15 protein-coding genes are annotated in these 17863 nt (G+C 58.2%); 4 read left to right on the top strand and 11 right to left on the bottom strand.

All coding sequences use genetic code 11. The annotated features are described in order from the left end of the window. Positions 1-253: 253 nt before the first annotated feature. From ACR0EO_RS12660 to ACR0EO_RS12645, 4 genes are read right to left on the bottom strand one after another with little or no spacing between them, the layout of a single operon-like run. Complete coding sequence (locus ACR0EO_RS12660) at positions 254-1183, bottom strand: metal ABC transporter permease (RefSeq protein WP_480690405.1); 930 nt, start codon at positions 1181-1183, stop codon at positions 254-256. Then, positions 1180-2385 carry a metal ABC transporter permease gene (locus tag ACR0EO_RS12655; protein ID WP_480690403.1) on the bottom strand — a complete coding sequence of 402 codons (1206 nt, stop codon included), beginning with the start codon at positions 2383-2385 and terminating at the stop codon, positions 1180-1182. The genes ACR0EO_RS12660 and ACR0EO_RS12655 overlap by 4 nt, the downstream gene beginning before the upstream one ends. Positions 2386-2387: 2 nt before the next feature. Further along, entirely contained in the window at positions 2388-3191 is an 804-nt protein-coding gene (locus ACR0EO_RS12650; RefSeq protein WP_480690402.1) for a metal ABC transporter ATP-binding protein, read from the bottom strand. A 3-nt stretch (positions 3192-3194) separates the two neighbouring features. After that, positions 3195-4148: a metal ABC transporter solute-binding protein, Zn/Mn family gene (locus ACR0EO_RS12645; protein ID WP_480690400.1), complete on the bottom strand. Its 954-nt coding sequence runs from the start codon at positions 4146-4148 to the stop codon at positions 3195-3197. Between the two features lie 198 nt (positions 4149-4346). Between ACR0EO_RS12645 and deoC the strand changes: the two genes are divergently transcribed. The 4 genes from deoC to ACR0EO_RS12625 all read left to right on the top strand — a co-directional run bounded on the left by deoC (position 4347) and on the right by ACR0EO_RS12625 (position 9349). Then, positions 4347-5345, top strand: coding sequence for a deoxyribose-phosphate aldolase (gene deoC / locus ACR0EO_RS12640; RefSeq protein WP_480690398.1), 999 nt, complete (start codon positions 4347-4349; stop codon positions 5343-5345). An 11-nt stretch (positions 5346-5356) separates the two neighbouring features. Further along, positions 5357-7690, top strand: coding sequence for an aldehyde dehydrogenase family protein (locus ACR0EO_RS12635; protein ID WP_480690396.1), 2334 nt, complete (start codon positions 5357-5359; stop codon positions 7688-7690). Between the two features lie 25 nt (positions 7691-7715). Further along, complete coding sequence (locus ACR0EO_RS12630) at positions 7716-8531, top strand: SDR family oxidoreductase (RefSeq protein ID WP_480690394.1); 816 nt, start codon at positions 7716-7718, stop codon at positions 8529-8531. 86 nt (positions 8532-8617) lie between these two features. Beyond that, positions 8618-9349 (top strand): cyclic nucleotide-binding domain-containing protein, encoded by a 732-nt coding sequence (locus ACR0EO_RS12625; RefSeq protein WP_480690392.1) that lies wholly within the window; start codon positions 8618-8620, stop codon positions 9347-9349. 6 nt (positions 9350-9355) lie between these two features. On the opposite strand, the gene ACR0EO_RS12620 is transcribed toward ACR0EO_RS12625, so the two are convergent. The 7 genes from ACR0EO_RS12620 to ACR0EO_RS12590 form a co-directional block, all read right to left on the bottom strand. Further along, positions 9356-10660 (bottom strand): M16 family metallopeptidase, encoded by a 1305-nt coding sequence (locus tag ACR0EO_RS12620; protein ID WP_480690390.1) that lies wholly within the window; start codon positions 10658-10660, stop codon positions 9356-9358. Continuing rightward, a complete protein-coding gene (locus ACR0EO_RS12615) occupies positions 10657-11997 on the bottom strand; it encodes a M16 family metallopeptidase (protein ID WP_480690388.1) in 1341 nt (446 codons plus the stop codon). Before ACR0EO_RS12615 ends, ACR0EO_RS12620 begins: the two co-directional genes overlap by 4 nt. Positions 11998-12079: 82 nt before the next feature. Further along, complete coding sequence (locus ACR0EO_RS12610) at positions 12080-12598, bottom strand: DUF3035 domain-containing protein (protein ID WP_480690386.1); 519 nt, start codon at positions 12596-12598, stop codon at positions 12080-12082. Between the two features lie 50 nt (positions 12599-12648). Next, entirely contained in the window at positions 12649-13119 is a 471-nt protein-coding gene (lspA, locus tag ACR0EO_RS12605) for a signal peptidase II (RefSeq protein ID WP_480690384.1), read from the bottom strand. Continuing rightward, positions 13119-14708, bottom strand: coding sequence for a bifunctional phosphoribosylaminoimidazolecarboxamide formyltransferase/IMP cyclohydrolase (gene purH, locus ACR0EO_RS12600; RefSeq protein ID WP_480690382.1), 1590 nt, complete (start codon positions 14706-14708; stop codon positions 13119-13121). The genes lspA and purH overlap by 1 nt, the downstream gene beginning before the upstream one ends. 22 nt (positions 14709-14730) lie before the next feature. Then, complete coding sequence (locus tag ACR0EO_RS12595; protein WP_480690380.1) at positions 14731-16470, bottom strand: heparinase II/III family protein; 1740 nt, start codon at positions 16468-16470, stop codon at positions 14731-14733. An 88-nt stretch (positions 16471-16558) separates the two neighbouring features. Then, on the bottom strand, positions 16559-17815 hold the full coding sequence (locus ACR0EO_RS12590) for an RsmB/NOP family class I SAM-dependent RNA methyltransferase (protein ID WP_480690378.1): 1257 nt from the start codon (positions 17813-17815) through the stop codon (positions 16559-16561). Between the last annotated feature and the right edge of the window lie 48 nt (positions 17816-17863).

Raw genomic sequence — 17863 nt, 5'->3', positions numbered from 1 at the left:
TTCCGCCACCGGTTTGACTGCTCAATTTTTAAGAAGGGGGGCGTTCGAACAATTGTGCCGCGCCGATGTTGCAACATGGCGATCAAGGTCACAATTGTCCGAACGGTCCGTAGTGAGTGGTGGTCATTCAATTGTTTCTGACGAGGGGCGTAACATGAAAGACCGCATGCAGCTCAACAACTCTGAGCTTGTGGTTCATCTGGGCAAAGATCAGCCGATGCTATGCAGAACGAGGTGGCGGGAACACGCCGGGTCAAGCGGTTCCGGGTGCACCTGCACGCGTTCGACAAGGTCCCCACAAGGCAGCGCAAGCAAGGATCAGGCCCGACATGGTGGCGATCATCCCTGCGGCACTTACGGCATCTCCTGCGCCCAGCCAAAGCGGTCCATAACCCGCCAGAACATACCCGGAAACGGCTGAAAACGTTGCAAATACAACGCTCCAAGCGATCTGGGCCTCAAGGCGGTTAGTCATCATCCGTGCCGCAGCCGGTGGGCAGATAAACATCGCGATCACAATGATCGAACCAACCGCGTCAAAGGCTGCAACAGCAGCTATTGCGGCGACGATTACCAAGGCCATTCCCAATGCACCTGTTCGAATACCAATGGTACGCGCAAAACCTTCGTCAAATGTCGAGATCTTCAGCGGACGCCAGAACAGCCAAATGAAGAGGATTACCCCCACAAGCGTCAACGCAATCCGCGGCAATTCCGGTGGCAGCCCGGCCAAGGCCGTCAGATCCAAAAGCGAGGACCATCCGATCGCATCCAGCCAGATCAGGCTTTCCAAATTGCCATAAAGCGCGTGCTCTACATCCAGATGCACGGTTGAAGTATCGGTCTGCTCAAGCAACAGCACTCCGCCTGCGAACATCGTCGTAAAGACGACGCCCATGGCCGCACCGGGTTCGATTTGGCCTAACCGCCGGATCACTTCGATCATTACCACTGCTACCACAGCCGCGCCCGCCGCACCCAGCATCATCGGCCAGGTCGAGATCGCCCCGGTCAGAAGGAAAGCCACCACAATTCCTGGCAGCACAACATGACTGATTGCGTCACCGATCAGAGCCTGCTTGCGCAAAACGAGAAAATTTCCGGGCAGCGCACAGGCTATCGCCGCGAACGTACCGATGAGCAAAGGCGTCAGGGATAGGGGTACAAACTCTTCACCGCTCATGTGGGCACCCCCTGCGGGGCGCCAATCTGGCGGTCGATTTCAGCGATCTGATCCAAGGTTAAAACGGTCTCGATATCGCGCAAACCGTCATACAGCGCGGCCGTTGCTTCGTGCGCCTGATCGGCGCGAACAATCTCCCACCGCTTTTCATCACGCAAAGCTTTGGCAGCACGCGCTTTACCGGCCTCTGTCGCGACGCCGTCCGCGCGCGCCAATCCAGCGCGCGTCAAAAGCCGTAGGGTCAGTGGCTCATAAATCTTTTGGTCTTGAGCCAACGCCAGCAAGCCTTGGCGAATATGTACCCGGCGTTGGAATTTCAGATGCTTCAGCACAGAAGCCAGAACACCCCGAACAGGCGCGAACAGCAGGGACAAAACAAAGAATCCAAAGCTGACCAACACGATGATCGGGCCTGTTGGCAAATTGGGCGCCGAGGCCGACAGCGCCGCGCCCAAATATCCCGCCAGACCTCCGGCAAGCCCGGCCAACAGTACCACCCTGTCCGAGCGTTCAGTCCAGAACCGTGCAGTCACTGGAGGGATAATCAGTAAGGCCACGATCAGGATCAGGCCAACGATCTTCAAACCAACTACTGTCACAGCCATGACAAGTCCCATCATGGCCAGATCAACGCGATGTACTGGCAATCCGCGCGCCGCCGCGTACTCGGGATCAAAAGCCACCATAGTCATCGGACGGCGAATGATCATCACCAAGGCCAATGTCGCCGCACCGCCAATCGCAATGATCAGCGCATCGGCCCAAAGCATCCCAGCAGTTGAGCCCAACAAAAATCCTTCGAGCCCGGCCTGCCGCCCCACACCCATGGTTTGGATCACTGTTAAAAGCACCACGCCAAAGCCGAAAAAGACCGACAACACTGCTCCGATGGCGGCATCCTCGGCCAATCGTGTGCGGCGGGTCAGCCAGTTCATACACAGTAGGCCGATCCAGGCCGAAATCGCCGACCCGGCCAGCAAGCCAATCAGGTTGCGCCCATCACCGCCAAAGGCGACCAGCACCATAAAGGCCAGACACACACCCGGGAGCGTCGCGTGACTAATGGCATCGCTGACTAACGCGCGCTTACGTAAAAACAGGAACGTACCCGTCACGCCGGCCGAAACACCCAACAAAGTCGCACCAACGGCGACCAGCGTGGCGTTATAGCCAAGCTGAAGGGTCAGAGCATCCCAAAGCATGTTTACCCCAGCGCGCGAGAAATCTGGTCGATCTGCGCGGTGGCAAGACGACCTCCGTAGGCCGATTGCAGGGTTTCCGCGGTGAAAGCTTCGGCCACGGGGCCTTCTGCAACCTTGCGTGTATTGATCAGGAAGACGTGGTCGAAATAATCAGTGACAGTGGCCAGATCGTGGTGAACCACAACAACAGTCTTGCCCGCCTCTTTCAGCGATTTTAGTACCGCGATGATCGCCTTTTCCGTGGCCGCATCAACACCGGCAAAGGGTTCGTCCAGCAGATACAAATCAGCCTCTTGAGCCAAAGCGCGCGCCAAAAAGACCCGCTGCTGTTGGCCACCCGAAAGCTGACCGATCTGGCGATCTGCAAAATCACGCATCCCGACGCGGTTTAGGCAATCCATTGCACGCGACATATGCCGCGCGCGGACACGTCCCAGCAGGCCAAGTTCGCGCGAAAGGCCCATTAGAACCACGTCAATCACACGGGTTGGAAAATCCCAATCCACACTGGCACGCTGAGGGACATATGCGATCCGACCGCGCTGTTGTTCCAGAGGCTTGCCGTAGACAGTCACCTGCCCAGAGAGAGGCGACACGATCCCCAAAGCCGCCTTGAGCAGGGTTGATTTCCCGGCGCCGTTCGGCCCGATGATCGCCGTCATCGCGCCTGGCTGCACAGTCATATCTACCGAAAACACAGCTGGTTTTAGACCGTAGGAGACAGTCAAGCCACGAATACCCAGCGGGCTTTCAGCCAACCCGTCTTCTGTAATCGCAACACCCTGATTTGTGGCCAGCTCCAGCATTGTTCAAAACCCCGCCGACAGCTTGCCGTTCATTCCACGGTCAGGAACATCTGCGCCCAAAGCGCCTGCGATCACAGTGATGTTGTGGTCCAGCATACCGATATAGGTGCCCTCGTAGGTGCCCGGTTCGCCCATGGCATCCGAATACAATTCGCCACCTACACCCACATTATGACCTTTGGCCGCAGCCCCTTCGATCAGCGCACGCATCGAGCGGTCAGAAACCGAGCTTTCTACGAATACTGCTTTCAGTTGCTTATCAACCAGCGTGTCCACCAACTCTCCGATCCGGTTCAGACCAGCTTCGGATTGGGTCGAAATGCCCTGAATGCCCATCACCTCATAACCGTACTCGGCTCCGAAATAACCGAACGCGTCGTGCGCCGTCACCAAAACACGGTTACTATCAGGCACAGATGCAAGCGCTTGGTCAGCATAAGCCACCAACTGCTCAATCTCAGCCAGATGCGTCTGTGCATTTGCCGCAAAGATGTCGGCTGCTTCGGGGCGTGCTTCGGTCAGTGCGTTTTGCACTTGGACCACCACGTCGCGCCACAAGGCCGGGCTCATCCAGACATGCGGGTCATATTTATCGGCGTAGTCGTCATGCGCGCGCAACTTGGATTTATCGACGCCTTCCGCCACAGCCACCACGTTCCGCTTGCGACCCAGGTCGTGGAAGAAATCCTCCATTTGCGCTTCGAGGTACAGACCATGCCAAAGGATCAAATCCGCGCGGGTCATCGCAACGATGTCGCTGCGAGTCTGGCGATAGGCATGCGGGTCGACGCCCGGCCCCATCAGACCTTTGACTTCAACCTGATCTCCGCCAACCTGACGCGCGGCATCGGCAATCATACCGGTAGTGGCAACAACTTTTAGCGGCGCCTCTGCCCATGCCGTTAACGGCAGAGCTACGGCAAAAGCCAATGCGGCGATAAAGCTGCGGCGAATCATATCAGACCCCGATGTGTTGTTCTGTTAAGAATGAATATGCGAACCATTCGCAACTAAGTCAACGCTATTGCGAATTATTCGCAAGAAAATGCCGATTTTGTCCATTTGGTCAAAAAATTTGCAGCCCAACTGCCTCTATGCCTTTCATTTACCCGCGACCCGTGCGATTTTGGCGCAAACCTCCCAAAGGATGTGACTATGGAAACGCAGAGCTCAGACAGCGCCGTGCGCACCGCGCATCTGCCGCAAGTGACCGAACCCAGAAACCCCGGTATGGATTTAGATCTGGATTGGGTGCGTGCAGTACAGGCCAATACTTCGGCTATAGAACGCCGTGCAGCGACCCTCCCCGGCCGGCGGTCGGTGAAAAAGGACTATCAGGCCGCGTGGCTGCTGAAGGCGATCACCATGATCGACCTGACCACGCTGTCCGGCGATGACACCGAGGGCCGAGTGCGTCGACTATGCGCCAAAGCGCGCCAGCCGGTTTCACCCGCATTGCTGCAGGCGATGGATATGCCGCCCATCACCACTGGCGCGGTCTGTGTTTACCACGACATGATAGAAACAGCTGTTTCAGCATTGAAAGGCACCGGCATTCCGGTTGCTGCGGTTTCGACCGGTTTCCCTGCGGGCCTGTCTCCGTTCCATCTGCGTGTGGCAGAGATCGAGGAAAGCGTGAAAGCAGGCGCCGAAGAGATCGACATCGTCATTTCGCGCCGCCACGTGCTGTCCGGCGATTGGCAGGCGCTTTATGATGAGATGAAGGCGTTTCGCGTAGCCTGCGGTGATGCGCATGTCAAAGCCATCCTCGCCACAGGTGAGCTGGGAAGCCTCCGCAACGTGGCCCGCGCCTCGCTGGTTTGCATGATGGCAGGGGCGGATTTCATCAAGACATCGACCGGCAAAGAGAGCGTCAACGCGACACTGCCCGTCACCCTCGTGATGATCCGCGCGATCCGCGATTATTACGACCGTACCGGATACCGCGTGGGCTATAAGCCTGCGGGCGGTATCTCGAAAGCCAAAGACGCGTTGGTCTATCTCTCGCTGATCAAGGACGAGCTAGGCGACCGCTGGCTGGAGCCGGACCTGTTCCGCTTTGGCGCGTCATCGCTACTGGGCGATATTGAGCGCCAGTTGGAACACTATGTGACAGGCGCATATTCTGCCGGTTACCGTCACTCGATGGGCTGAGGACAAGAACAATGACAGTCAAAGAAATCTTCGAAACCATGGATTATGGCCCTGCCCCCGAAAGCGCAGCTGAAGCACTAGCTTGGTTGGTCGATCAGGGTGATAAATTCGGACACTATATCGACGGAGCCTTTACCAAGCCGGGCAAAGGGTTCGACAGCCGCAACCCTGCGACAGGTGAGGTTCTGGCCAAGCTAACACAAGCCAAACAAGCAGACGTGGGTGCCGCTGTTGCTGCCGCACGCAAGGCGCAACCGAAGTGGGAAAAGCTGGGAGGTGCAAGTCGTGCACGCTACCTCTATGCCATTGCGCGCCTGCTGCAGAAACACTCGCGCCTATTTGCCGTTCTAGAGAGCCTGGATAACGGCAAGCCGATCCGCGAGTCGCGCGATATCGACATCCCGCTCGTTCAGCGGCACTTCTATTACCACGCAGGTATGGCGCAACTGATGGAAAGCGAACTGCCCGATGCCGAAGCATTGGGTGTTTGCGGACAGATCATCCCTTGGAACTTCCCGCTGTTGATGTTGGCGTGGAAAGTTGCTCCGGCGCTGGCGATGGGCAACACCGTCGTCCTTAAACCAGCCGAGTATACATCGCTAACTGCGCTGCTATTTGCCGATATCTGCTCACAGGCCGGGCTGCCGAAAGGTGTGGTCAACATCGTCACTGGCGACGGCGCCGTGGGTGAGATGATCGTGGACTCTGACGTCGACAAGGTCGCCTTCACTGGTTCAACAGTCGTGGGGCGGCGCATCCGCGAAGCGACCGCAGGATCGGGCAAGGAGCTGACGTTGGAGCTGGGCGGAAAGTCGGCCTATATCGTGTTCGACGACGCCGATATCGACAGCGCCATCGAAGGTTTGGTCGACGCGATCTGGTTCAATCAGGGTCAGGTCTGTTGTGCTGGCTCGCGCCTGCTGGTGCAGGAAGGCATTGCTGACCGTTTCCATGACAAGCTGCGCGCCCGGATGGATAAGCTGCGCGTCGGCAACCCGCTGGACAAGTGCATCGACGTGGGTGCCGTTGTGGACCCAGTCCAGCTGCAGACCATCAAAGGCATGGTCGAAAGCAACACCGCGGGTCATGTCCATCAGGCCGCGTGTGAACTTCCGGAAAACGGGTGCTACTACCCGCCGACGCTGATCTCGGGCCTAGAAACGTCCGATCCGCTGATGCAGGAAGAGATTTTTGGCCCTGTTCTGGTGTCCTCGACCTTCCGCACACCGTCTGAGGCGGTCGAGCTGGCCAACAACACCCGCTATGGTCTGGCGGCAACCGTGTGGACCGAGAACGTGAACCTCGCGTTGGACATAGCGCCTAAGCTGGTTGCGGGCGTGGTCTGGGTAAATGCGACCAACCTGTTCGACGCTGCCGCCGGGTTCGGCGGGGTGCGCGAAAGCGGCTTTGGCCGCGAAGGTGGCTGGGAAGGTCTGGCGGCCTACACCAAACCCAAGGGCAAGGCCAAGCCATTGGCAAAGGTCGAAGCAACCACCGGCGAAGGCGCTCCGGTCGATCCAATCGACCGCACAGCCAAAATGTACGTCGGCGGCAAACAAGCACGTCCCGACAGCGGCTATTCAAAGCCCATCTGGGGCAAGTCTGGCCTGCTGGGCCACGTGGGCCTTGCCAACCGCAAAGACGTCCGGAACGCGGTCGAGGCGGCGGCGGGTGCCAAAGGCTGGTCCAAGACCACCGGCCACCTGCGTGCACAGATCCTGTATTACGTCGGTGAGAACCTTTCAGCCCGCGCTGATGAGTTCGCGGCTCGTATCGACACCATGACCGGCAGGAAAGACGGCGCGAAAGAGGTCGAGGCCTCGATCCAGCGTCTGTTCACGGCCGCTGCCTGGGCCGACAAATACGACGGTCAGGTACACGGCGTTCCGATCCGAGGCGTAGCGATTGCCATGAAAGAACCCGTAGGTGTTATCGGAGCGCTCTGTGCCGACGAAGTACCTCTGCTGGGTCTCGTTTCGGCCATGGCGCCTGCGATTGCAATGGGCAACCGGGTGGTGCTGGCGGCAAGTGAACCCTATCCGCTGGCGGCGACGGACTTCTACCAAATTTTGGAGACTTCAGACGTGCCCGCAGGTGTTGTTAACATCCTGACTGGCAGCCACGCGGAACTGGCGAAACCTCTGGCCTCACATCTGAACGTGGACGCCGTCTGGTCGTTCTCGTCGACGGATCTGTCAAAAGAGATTGAGGTCGTCTCAGCCGGGAACCTGAAACGGACCTGGGTCAATAACGCGACGGCAATCGATTGGGGCATGGACCATTCACGCCGCTTCCTTCAGGCTGCGACCGAAGTGAAAAACATCTGGGTGCCTTACGGCGAGTAGGGCTCCCGCATCACGGGAGGCCTACATGGACTTTTCAGGAAAAACCGTCATCGTCATTGGCGGAACCAGTGGTATCAACCGTGGCATTGCCGAGGCTTTTGCGGCCTCGGGTGCCAAACTGGCCGTGGCTAGTCGCTCGCAGGAAAAGGTAGATGACACTGTCGCGGCACTGAAAGCAGCAGGTGCGGCTGATGCAATCGGCGCAGCCTTTGACGTGCGTGACCCTGAGGCCGTCGCGGCCGGCTTAAAGCAGTTTCATGACGCGTTCGGCGATTTCGACGTACTGGTTTCGGGCGCGGCGGGCAACTTCCCGGCTTTGGCCGCCGAGATGTCTGTCAATGCGTTCAAGACCGTCATCGACATTGACCTGATGGGAACCGTCCACGTGATGAAGGGGGCGTACCCCTATCTCAAGCGCCCGGGCGCCAGCATCATCAACATCTCGGCCCCGCAATCCTATCTGCCTTACGAAGGTCAGGCACATGTGTGCGCAGCCAAGGCGGGCGTTGATCAGATCACCCGCACCCTGTCGATGGAATGGGGTGTCGAGGGCATCCGCGTAAATTCGGTCGTGCCCGGTTTCATCGAAGGCACCGAAGGCGCGAAACGACTGGCCCCTACTGAAAACGCCCATGAAGAACTCCGCAAAGATGTCCCGCTGGGTCGTTGGGGTCAGCCGCAGGACGTAGCCAATGCCTGCCTGTTCCTCAGTTCTGATCTGGCCGGCTATATCAGCGGCACGGTCATTGCCGTCGACGGAGCACTGTATCAGCGCGGCTCGGGCAAGTTCGGTCAGATGATGGGACAAATGCTGCGCGCACAGGCGAAATCACGCGCTTAAACCCAAGATCATGTGAAGCCGTTCATATACAGGCCCACATGATTGACCCAACGTAAGGTCCATCCAATGTGAGGGTGGGCCTGACCATGTTGAATTTGCCGATTGAGCTACCAGAACTTGTCCGGCTGACCACAATGATCGGCGTGTTTGGGGCTGGTCTTTATATCCTGAACTACTTCCTTCTGCAGATTGGCATCGTCCGAGGCAACGGGGTTCTGTATCCTGTTCTGGTTATCGTCGCAGCCAGTTGCGTGCTGATCAGCATGGCCGAGGAGTTCAATTTGGCGGGTTCGATCATTCAGATGGCCTATATTGCCATCTCAGTCATCGGTTTGCTCCGCGGATACCTGTCCCGACATCTGGTCCGCTTTTCCGAGGCCGAGCGGCAATTTATCTCGCAACACCTTGCATCCCTGAAACCCCACCAGGCTCGAAGGCTATTGAACACCGCATCAATCCAGGAATTTAAGACCGGCGACATTCTGATCGAGGAAGGTAAGACCACTGACTTTCTTGGCTTTGTTCTAAGCGGGCGAACAACCATTCTGAAAAACGGTCAAGTCATCAACCAGTGCGGCGAGGACGAGATACTTGGAGAGCTGACCTTTAGCCTCGGCCTGCCTGCGACAGCAACGGTGATCGCCACTGAACACACCACGTGTTTGGTGTTCGACAATATCCGACTATCACGCTTGCTAAGACGCAACCGGCATATCGACGACGCGCTGAAGGCCGCGCATTTTAGGCATGCACGGCAAAAGCTCCTCAGCAGCAACAAGCACACCCTTCGGGCACAGAAACGTCCCGACGCGGCCTGAACCGGTTCAGCCGTCCAAACCTTTGGGTTTGCCTACAATCGTGAAATGCAGTCCGTCTGGGTCCAGCAATTCACTGGCCACGCGGTTCACATCTTCGAGGGTGACGGCGTTCACCTTGTCGTTACGGGTGGTGATATAGTCGATCGGAAGATCATCCATCTGCATCCCGACCATGATCCCAGCGATTTGCCCATTGCCATCAAAGCGCAGCGGATAGGCCCCTGTCAGGTAGGTCTTGGCGTCATCCAGCTCTTTTTGTGTCACCCCCTCAGACGCGGCCCGGGCCCATTCGTTGCGAATGACCTCTACCGCTTCGGCGATACGGTCATTGGCTGACGACACAGACCCCAGATAAACCGATGCCAGATCCTTTGGTACCAGGTAGGTCGCGACACCATAGGTCAGACCCCTTTTCTCACGCACCTCCTGCATTAAGCGGCTTTCAAAGCCACCCCCGCCCATAATGTGATTCAATACAAAGGCCGCAAAGAAATCCGGATCGTGACGGTCAATACCTGCGTGTCCGAACAGGGCGACGGATTGCGGAGTGTCGAACTCGACCACGCTGACTCCACCGGGAATGTTCACATCTGCGCGGTCCGGAATGGGCTTGCCGGTTTCAGGCAGATCAGCAAGCAGTTTATCAAGCAGCGCACCCAGTTCTTCGGCCGTGATATCGCCAACAGCACCGACATAGAGACGATCCTTGGCAAATACATTGTCATATGCAGTGACCACATCGTCACGGGTCAATGCGCTGACACTTTCGATGGTGCCTTTGCCCTCGGTTCCATAAGGATGGTCTCCATAGGCGACCCGCGCGAAATTACGCCCTGCGATATCGTTGGGGTCAGTCTGATCGGATCGCAGCCCGGACAGTACCTGCGCTTTCACCCGATCCACCGCGTCCTCATCAAAGCGCGGCTCGTGAATGGTGGTACGCAACAGATCGACAACCTCGTCGCGGTTTTCAGTCAGGAACTGCGCGGAAATCGCAACCGAGTCATCGGTCGCATTATAACGGAATGAAGCAGCCAGAGACTCCAGCTCTCGCGCATAGGTGCGGGCATCCATTTCACCGGAGCCTTCTTCGATCAGGCCGCTCATTAAATAGACGGCTCCGCGTTTGCCCGGCTCATCCAGCGAAGTTCCGCCCCGAAAACGCAATTCCAGAGCGGTGAACGGGATCGAATGATCCTCGACCAGCCATGCGGTGATGCCACCGGGCGACGTAACCTCTTTGATTTCGATCTCGGCCCATGCAGGCAGTGCTATGATAAAAGCGATCAGGGTCGCGAAAATACGTTTCATTGCGTCACCTCATCGTCTTTCATCAGCCAGCCCGTCACTGATGCTTCGGGTTGCAGCACCTCGCGTGCAGCCGCAATGATCTCATCACCTGTCACAGCCTGCAGAATATCCGGCCAAGCCTGTACATCCTCGACTGTCAGACCACTGGTCAGGGCGCGACCATAGCGATTGCCAATCCCATCCACATTGTCTCGGGCATATGTCTGAGAGGCCCGCAGCTGCATCTTGATCCGATCGAGATCTTCTTCGTTCACGCCCTCGGCAATAAAGTCAGCCACAACCTGATCCATTGCATCCTCGGCCTCTTGCAGGGACACGCCTTGCGCAGGGACAACCAGCAGATCAAACGTCGTGTCATCCAGCGAAACGCCGCGATAGAAGGCACCGGCATAGACCACCATCTGTTTTTCGAACTGCAGCTTCTCGTTCAGGTAAGAGGTGGTGCTGCCGCCGAGCAACTCAGCAAGAAGGTAAAGTGCTGCCGCCTTTTCCTGCGCCCCGGCGTCCCGTTCAGGGGCCAGGTAACTGCGCTGGACATATGGCTGCGATACACGTGCATCTTTGAAAGTCAGCCTACGCTCGGCCGTCTGCGGGGGTTCTTGCGAGCGCACCCGCTCTGGCAGGTCCGGGTTGGCCGGAATGACGCCATAGTATTGCTCGGCCAGGGCCTTGACCTCATCCGGCTCTACATCTCCGGTTACCACCAGAATGGCGTTATTGGGCGCATAATGAGTCTGGTAGAAGGATAGCGCATCCTCCATGTCCAGCGACTCCATCTCGTGCCGCCAGCCAATAATCGGCACACCATAGCGGTGGTTGAGATACTGCGCCGCGCTCATCTGCTCACCGAACAAGGCCCTAGGACTGTTTTCAGTGCGCTGGTTGCGCTCTTCCAAGATCACGTCCCGTTCGGTGACAATATCCTCTTCGCTCAGCCGGATATTGCGCATACGGTCGGCTTCCATCCGCATCATAAGTTCCAAACGGTCGGCTGCGACACGCTGAAAATAAGCGGTGTAGTCGTAGGACGTGAACGCGTTGTCATTGCCGCCATTGGCAGCAACGGTGGCCGAGAATTCGCCCGGAGCCAAAGTGTCCGTGCCTTTGAAAAGCAGATGTTCCAGAAAATGTGCCACGCCGGACGATCCGACCGGCTCATCCGCAGAGCCGGCCCGATACCAGACCATGTGCTGCACAACGGGTGCACGGTGATCTTCGACCACTACGACATCCATGCCGTTGTCCAGTGTGAAGGTTGTGACCGCCTCGTGCCCTTCTTTGGCAAAAAGAGGGGCGGCGGCGAACAGGGCGGCAGACAAGGCCAAAGCCCGAACCATGGGGCATCCTCCGTTTCGTTTAATGTTGATCAAACTACGGTGGTAACGCGCAGGTTCAAGGCCGATGACGGAAAGTTAAGATTTATTCATCAGCCGGAGGCGCAGAAGGTGTCTCGATTCCTGCACGGCGCGCCGCTTCGTTCTGTACGCTGGCATCCAAGGAGTCGCGTCGGTAAATCTGCGAGTAACGATCCACTTTGAACAGGCGCAACCGGGTCCACCGGCCCTGTTTCTTGCGGAACTCTGCATCCTCAGTATCGACAACCTGCCGCGTGTTGGATGGCACACCGTAACGGCTCGAGGCTGTTACAAGCGCTGCGTCTGTCGACGGAATGGCCGCATTGGGGTTCAGTGCTGCTTCGCTTCCGCCAAGTGCCACAACCGCATCCGCTTTGGGGTTGGGGTCGGTCAGGTTGCCCCCGCCCGGAGTTGGAGCAGGAAGAAACCCATAGTCCTTGGGCTGCGTCAACGGCTTAACCGGCATAACTGAGAATTCGTCCGGCCCCGGCCCGGGCGCCTCAAGGTGGCGCAAGCCGATGTCCGAGCACCCTGCAACTGCAAAGGCCAATGTCACAGCAAGTATGGAACGCGGCAACCGCATCAGAGTCTCCAGACTGTTTCAGGCGCTTTTATCGCATATCAATGGGCGCGTCACGAGGGCTTTTTGCCCTCGAACAACACAAGCCCGATAGCGCCTGCAAAGATGAACACGTCAGCCAAGTTGAACACAAACGGGTTGTTTATCCCGCAGCAGGACATGTTCAGGAAATCCAGCACATATCCATACAGCACGCGGTCCACCACGTTTGCCAACGCCCCGCCAATCAGCATCCCGCCGCAGAACAGCATCAGTTTTGATGGGGTCGTACGCATCAGCCAGATCAGAACGGCCAGCGATATTGCCAGCGAGACGCCAATCAAAACCCAACGGGCGGCGTCGGAATTACCTTGGAACAGGCCAAAATTGATGCCCCGATTCTCGCCATACTTGAAAACCAGCAGGGGCGGCAAAACGTCGATATTGCCCTCGGCCACGCGCATGACGTGAACGACCAGATACTTACTGATCTGGTCGATCAAAAACGCGGCCAGTGCGGCCCAGAGCAGTAGGCGAAAACGCATCAGTGACGGAAATGGCGCATGCCGGTGAATACCATGGCCAGACCGGCTTCGTCTGCGGCTGCGATCACCTCATCATCACGCATTGAGCCGCCCGGCTGGATGACGCAGGTCGCGCCTGCCTCTGCGGCTTCCATCAGACCGTCGGGGAAGGGAAAGAACGCGTCCGACGCCACAGCCGAGCCAATGGTCAACGGTTGCGGCAAGCCCAGCGCGTCAGCCATGCGTTCGGCCTTCTTGGCCGCGATCAGGGCCGAGTCGACGCGGCTCATCTGGCCGGCGCCTACACCCACGGTCGCACCGTCTTTGACATAGACGATGGCGTTGGACTTGACGTGCTTTGCCACTTTCCAGGCAAACAAAAGATCACGCATCTGTTCCGCGGTCGGGGCTTTTTTGGTGACTACCTTCAGGTCGTCCATGCCGACAAAGCCGTTATCCTTGTCCTGCACCAACAGGCCACCGGCCACCTGACGTACGGTTTTGCCGCCCGCTGTCACATCTGGCAAACCTTCGGTTGTTAGCAGGCGCAGGTTTTTCTTGGCAGCAAAGATCGCCTTGGCCTCTTCCGACGCGCCCGGGGCGATAACGACCTCGGTAAAGATGCCCGTGATTTCCTGTGCGGTTTCGGCGTCCAGCGGCTGGTTCAACGCCACAATGCCACCAAAGGCAGACGTACGGTCACAATCGAACGCGGCTTTATAAGCTTCCAGCAAGGTCGCGCCTTTGGCCACGCCACACGGGTTGGCGTGTTTAATGATCGCGCAGGCTGCGCCGTCGCGCGGGTCGAACTCAGCCACCAATTCAAAGGCCGCGTCCGTGTCATTGATATTGTTGTAGCTCAGTTCCTTGCCCTGATGCTGTACAGCGGTCGCCACGCCGGGACGATTTGTGCCGTCGGTATAGAAGGCCGCCGACTGGTGGCTGTTTTCACCATAGCGCAGGGTCTGTTTCAGCTCTCCAGCGAAAGCGCGGCGCTTGGGGGCCTCGAGCTCTAACGCGTCGGCCAGCCAGTTGGAAACCGCAGTGTCATAGGCGGCGGTACGGGCATAGGCCTTTTGCGCCAGCTTGCGGCGGAATTTCGGGCAGGTCGCGCCGTTGTGCTGGTCCATATCGCCCAGCAGCTTCTCGTAATCCTCAACGTCCACGACGACATTCACAAACGCATGGTTCTTGGCCGCCGCGCGGATCATCGCCGGGCCGCCGATGTCGATATTCTCGACACATTCGTCATAGCCAGCGCCCTTGGCCACTGTCGCCTCGAACGGGTAGAGGTTGACTACCAGCAGGTCGATAGCACCGATCCCGTGTTCCTGCATCGCAGCAACGTGGGTGTCATTGTCACGCAGAGCCAGCAGACCACCATGGACCATCGGATGCAGCGTCTTGACCCGACCATCCATCATTTCAGGGAACCCCGTTACCTCGCTGACGTCTTTCACTTCCAGACCTGCGTCACGCAGGGACTTGGCGGTGCCACCGGTCGAAAGCAGCTCGACCCCGCGGTCAGATAGCGCCTTTCCCAGTTCGATAAGTCCGGTCTTGTCGGATACGGAAAGCAACGCGCGGCGCACGGGGTGAAGGTCGGTCATGGGTCCATAGGTCCTTTTGGCGTCAGTCAAACTCGGGCTCGTCCCGGTGCAAGTCGCGCACGGCATAGGCTGTATCCTGTGCCTTGCTCAACGTCCACTGGATGCGCGTCGCATACTCCATTGCGCGCCCGGATAGAACGATCTGTTTTGTCGCGCGGGGCTTTAATCGGCCTTTTTCAAGATAAACACTTGGTTCAACAGATAATTTTGCAACACCATCATGGCGGAAAACCCAGATCTCACCACTTTTAAGCGCCATCGACACGGCCGCGCCACCCAAATCGATGGCCGCATCCACGTCAGGATGTAGGTGAAACCGGACATCGTAGCTAACGCCCTTTAAGCCCGACGCGTCCAAGGCCTTATCGAATTGGCGCTTGGCTTTGTCGGTTGTGGTCAAAAGTATATCTTCACCCGTCAATTCACGACCATCAAACCGCAGCTCGAACGTGCGGGCATGGGTGAGGCCAAACACATTGGTGTAGCCGTCGTGCCCAACCATAAAACGTGTGCCTTCGAATGCATCTTCAGAATCGACCGGCACATCTTTGGGCGCATCAATCAAAGCTTCGTTCTCGGTGCCTGACGTCGGCTCCGCCAGTCGGGCGCTGGAATACCCATCCAAGCACAGAGTTGAATGAGACGGGGTCGCACGTCCCGCGCGTCGCCACTCTGCCCCAAAGCTCTCACCAGACCCGCAATTCACAATCAAAGGGCGGCGACCAGACGACAGCTCGAACGCAAGCGTCGAGGCGTGCGCGTTGTAAGACGCCGCGCCTTTGGGCGGCACACTGGCATCGACGATCACACTGGTGCGCGCGGCATAAAGCCGGGCATAACCCATTGCCAAACCCTTAGCCAGGTTCGGTTTGATCCCGCTTTGAGCCAAAGCCTGGTCCAGCCGCCCTTCCACGCCACGACCGCCACCATGAAAGCGCGCAAGCCCGCCATCCGAATGGCGCAGGCTGCGCAAAGTTGGCGCCATACGCTTTATCGCGTCGGCCTGTGCGCCAGGCGTTCCCCGCCCCAGTTCGCTGAGTGCCGCAGAGGTCCAGGCGAGTAGGGTAAAAACTTCTAACAGCTCTTCTGGGTTTCTCGTTGGGATACCACCCTGCTTATCGATCTGTCTCTCGCATTCCCGTGCGAGAGCCCGCAACGCGGGATCAGCCATCTGCTCCAGGCCCTCAAGGGCCAGACCAGCCTGAACTAACCCGGCCAGAGCCTCGAACCGCGGCAAACCCGGAGTGGCGGCAGACCAGCGTTTGGACAAAAACCATGTTTGTTGGGACAAAGCACGGAAAAACGCGCGGCTTTGAGCCTCGTCTGCGCCGCGCAACAAAAAGACCGCGTGATTGATCCAACGCATGACACGCCGACCAGTCAGGTCAGGCGCCCAGCCCGGACCGTGCCCTCGGCCATGCGCCTCAATCCAACCCCAGACCCAGCGCTGCGCTTTTTCCCTTGCTCGCATGTCACCGACAGCAGCCAGATCGTCCAACCAGGCAAAGCCGTGACGTTCGTCATCAAAACCAGTACTGGGGGCAGTGACGTCCCACAGGTTGGTATCCTGTGCTTCAACCAGGTAACCCGCGAACAGCAGATTTCCCGCGACCAGCTGCCGACCTCGTGCAAACGACCCGACTGTGCGTGGTTCGGGGTCCCCTACGAAACCAGTGACCGCTTTGCGCCGCTGGCTGAGCCGCGCATAGAGACGGTTCTGAAACCGCGTCCATCGGTTGGTCATGGTATCTGAGTTCGACATGACGCTCGCTACTCTGCCCCTTGCGCTCTGCTGGCGCCTGAAACAACGATAGACCGGTGAGATCGTCAAGTCATCGAAAAGCGTCGCTTCAGGTCGATTTGTTCAAACACGCCACATAGAACCCGTCCATCCCACCGCGATCCGCCCAATAATCGGGCCGCAGGCGAAGGCCGCCCTCTTCGGTGATCCAGGACGCTTCGACGCCGGCAAGGTTCAATGCTTCGCGGTCCACAAACATATCGGGATACTGATCCAGCGCTTCCTCGACCTGCACCTCACCCTCATCTGGCAGAAGGGAACATGTGCAATAAACCAACCGCCCGCCGGGTTTCAAAAGGGTCCAAGCATGGGCCAACATTTGCGCCTGAAGTTCGATCAAACCGCCGAATTCAGATCCATCCTTTGCAAACGGCAAATCCGGATGGCGGCGAATAGTTCCTGTGGCAGAACAAGGGGCGTCCAGCAAGATAGCATCATATTGCCCACTATGTTCCAGAGCATCGCCCGCTACGACATTTGCCGTCAGGCCCGTACGTTTGAGATTTTCGCGTACACGCTCCAGCCGTGATTCCGAAATATCCAGTGCGGTGACCTTCGCTCCGGCTGCTGCCAGCTGCAGCGTCTTGCCACCCGGTGCCGCACACAGATCCAGCACAGTTTCACCAGCTTTCGGTGCCAAAACCTGCACCGGCAAAGCCGCAGCCGCGTCCTGCACCCACCAATCGCCCTTGCTAAACCCCGGCAAGTTCGACACCTGCCCTGCATCCTGCATCCGCAGCGACCCGGTCGGCAAAGTGTCTCCGGGGCCACTTGCCCCTGGCTTTACGGTGATATCCAGCGGAGCACCGTCGAAATGTGCTTGCTCCATGCCTGCGACAGCCTCTGCCCCCCAACCCATTACTAAAGGCTCTCGCAACCATTCGGGCAGGCGCGGCACCCGCATCTTTGGCCACGCTTCGGGCCCTTCGGCAGCCACTTTGCGCAATACCGCGTTCACCAAACCTTTGAGGCGCCCGTGTTTCCGTGAGCGACCCACGATCTCGACCATGGAATTGACTACGCCATGCGCAGCCTCGCCGTGGCACAGCTCGACGGCACCAAGGCGTAGTGCATTGTGGACGGTCAGCGCAGGCGTGCGGTTCAGGTGATTGTCCAGCAGGCGATCTGCCCGTTCGAGTCCGCGCAGCGTCTCAAGCGTTAGCCGTTGCGCACGCGCTCGGTCCTCGGGGTCCAACCGGTCCAGTGCACCTGCGGCCAGACATTCGGACAGCAACCGTCCTTCGCCCAGAATTTGATCCAGCAGATAGATCGCGCTGCGTCGCGCCGCTGTTGCGTTGTCGGACATGGAACCGCCTTTGATGTGACCCTCACCCGCATTGCCAATTGCGGACGG

This window comes from Ruegeria sp. BE9 (genome assembly GCF_056538765.1).
This window is presented reverse-complemented; position numbering and strand designations above follow the sequence as displayed.

What these genes read in the sequence shown, in the direction of transcription:
- ACR0EO_RS12660 (WP_480690405.1), bottom strand. Translation starts at nt 1,183, where the DNA reads ATGAGCGGTGAAGAGTTTGTACCCCTATCCCTGACGCCTTTGCTCATC.
- ACR0EO_RS12655 (WP_480690403.1), bottom strand. Translation starts at nt 2,385, where the DNA reads ATGCTTTGGGATGCTCTGACCCTTCAGCTTGGCTATAACGCCACGCTG.
- ACR0EO_RS12650 (WP_480690402.1), bottom strand. Translation starts at nt 3,191, where the DNA reads ATGCTGGAGCTGGCCACAAATCAGGGTGTTGCGATTACAGAAGACGGG.
- ACR0EO_RS12645 (WP_480690400.1), bottom strand. Translation starts at nt 4,148, where the DNA reads ATGATTCGCCGCAGCTTTATCGCCGCATTGGCTTTTGCCGTAGCTCTG.
- deoC (WP_480690398.1), top strand. Translation starts at nt 4,347, where the DNA reads ATGGAAACGCAGAGCTCAGACAGCGCCGTGCGCACCGCGCATCTGCCG.
- ACR0EO_RS12635 (WP_480690396.1), top strand. Translation starts at nt 5,357, where the DNA reads ATGACAGTCAAAGAAATCTTCGAAACCATGGATTATGGCCCTGCCCCC.
- ACR0EO_RS12630 (WP_480690394.1), top strand. Translation starts at nt 7,716, where the DNA reads ATGGACTTTTCAGGAAAAACCGTCATCGTCATTGGCGGAACCAGTGGT.
- ACR0EO_RS12625 (WP_480690392.1), top strand. Translation starts at nt 8,618, where the DNA reads ATGTTGAATTTGCCGATTGAGCTACCAGAACTTGTCCGGCTGACCACA.
- ACR0EO_RS12620 (WP_480690390.1), bottom strand. Translation starts at nt 10,660, where the DNA reads ATGAAACGTATTTTCGCGACCCTGATCGCTTTTATCATAGCACTGCCT.
- ACR0EO_RS12615 (WP_480690388.1), bottom strand. Translation starts at nt 11,997, where the DNA reads ATGGTTCGGGCTTTGGCCTTGTCTGCCGCCCTGTTCGCCGCCGCCCCT.
- ACR0EO_RS12610 (WP_480690386.1), bottom strand. Translation starts at nt 12,598, where the DNA reads ATGCGGTTGCCGCGTTCCATACTTGCTGTGACATTGGCCTTTGCAGTT.
- lspA (WP_480690384.1), bottom strand. Translation starts at nt 13,119, where the DNA reads ATGCGTTTTCGCCTACTGCTCTGGGCCGCACTGGCCGCGTTTTTGATC.
- purH (WP_480690382.1), bottom strand. Translation starts at nt 14,708, where the DNA reads ATGACCGACCTTCACCCCGTGCGCCGCGCGTTGCTTTCCGTATCCGAC.
- ACR0EO_RS12595 (WP_480690380.1), bottom strand. Translation starts at nt 16,470, where the DNA reads ATGTCGAACTCAGATACCATGACCAACCGATGGACGCGGTTTCAGAAC.
- ACR0EO_RS12590 (WP_480690378.1), bottom strand. Translation starts at nt 17,815, where the DNA reads ATGTCCGACAACGCAACAGCGGCGCGACGCAGCGCGATCTATCTGCTG.